Origin of the sequence: Moorena sp. SIO3H5 (assembly GCF_010692395.1) — a bacterium.
GTDB lineage: Bacteria > Cyanobacteriota > Cyanobacteriia > Cyanobacteriales > Coleofasciculaceae > Moorena.
Map to the genome: position 1 here is coordinate 1 of NZ_JAAHHS010000759.1, position 1,411 is coordinate 1,411.

The window sequence follows — 1,411 nt, forward strand, 5'->3', positions numbered from 1 at the left end:
GGCCGATTGTTACTAGCGACTCTCAACGCTCTTCCGATCTCTAAATCCGATAATCAAAAAAGACTTATAATTAGGAGAGATGTTAGTTTGGAAAAGCGATGCCAAGAACAGCTCATTTAGCTAATCACTATACTGTTCAAGAGTTAAAGAAAAAGTATTTAAAAAGTGAAGATAAAGTAGAGTCAAGAAGATGGCATCTACTTTGGAAAATAGCGTTAGGATGGACAATAAAAAATAGCGCAATCGCGGTAGGAATTAATTATGGTTATGCAAAAAAGATTGTCAAAAAATATAATAATTTAGGAGAAGAAGGGGTCAAAAATTGTCGTAAAAATCCCAAAAATCAGAAAGTAGGAAGAAAAGCATTATTAACAGAAACACAACTATTAAAGCTTCAGGAAAAATTGGAATCTAGTCCTCCGGATGGAGGAATATGGACAGGACCAAAAGTAGCACGTTGGATAGAAAAAGAAACAGGAAAAGAAAAAGTATGGAATCAGAGGGGTTGGGATTATTTAAAAAAGTGCAAATACTCATGGCAAAGACCAAGACCAACACATAACAAGGGAGATAAATTAGAACAAGAAAACTTCAAAGATAACCTCTGGCTAAAAGTTAAAGAATTGGAGCAAAAATATCCAGAAGCGGAAGTAGAACTATGGTTTTTTGATGAACATAGAATAGGTCTCAAGCCAATTTTGAAGAAGGTATGGTCAAAAATAGGAGACAGACCAATTGCCATAGTAAGTCATCGTTACGAATGGGTATATGTTTATGGATTTGTGAAACCAAAAACAGGAGAAACATTATGGTATTTGATACCGAGAGTAAACACAGAGTGGTTAAATCTGGTATATAAAAACTTTGCCAAAGATGTAGGGATTGCAGAGAAAAAAATAGTCTTATTAATAGAAGATAATGCAGGATGGCATCGAAGTAAGAAGGTAGTGGTTCCAGAAGGGATAAAGGTGGAATTTTTGCCTCCGTATTCTCCAGAATTACAACCAGCAGAAAGGCTATGGAAATTGGTAGATGAACCCTTAGTGAATAAATATTTTGAAACAATTGAAGAGATTGAAGAAATATTAGTAAACCGCTGCACTATTCTGATGGATATGAGTGAAGAAATCAAAAGCTTAACCAACTATCATTGGTTAGCTCATGACTAATTTCAAAGGGCATCTATCTAAATCGGATTTAGTATTAGAACTGGAGACATGGCCAAAGCCAGGAAGCTCCAAAAGCTGATACTGAAATCCCACTCAGCAAGAATGCTAGCTATCAGACAAGTAACACAGTTAAATCAAGGGAAGAAAACTGCTGGAGTAGATGGAAAGGCCAAACTAACATTCAAAGAAAGATTTGAACTAGTATCTGTGCTCAAAGAATCAGTGAACAAGTGGAAACACAA

At 35.6% G+C, this 1,411-nt stretch carries 2 protein-coding genes; both read left to right on the forward strand.

What is annotated here, in order from left to right; genetic code table 11:
- The first annotated feature begins 98 nt into the window (after positions 1 to 98).
- On the forward strand, positions 99 to 1,169 hold the full coding sequence (locus F6K52_RS36290; protein WP_293090066.1) for an IS630 family transposase: 1,071 nt from the start codon (positions 99 to 101) through the stop codon (positions 1,167 to 1,169).
- Positions 1,170 to 1,217: 48 nt separating this feature from the next.
- A partial coding sequence (locus F6K52_RS36295) for a reverse transcriptase N-terminal domain-containing protein (RefSeq protein WP_364421506.1) occupies positions 1,218 to 1,411 on the forward strand: 194 nt, incomplete at its 3' end.

Excerpts from the sequence above, each read along its gene's own strand:
- F6K52_RS36290 (WP_293090066.1), top strand. The coding sequence starts at position 99 with ATGCCAAGAACAGCTCATTTAGCTAATCACTATACTGTTCAAGAGTTA.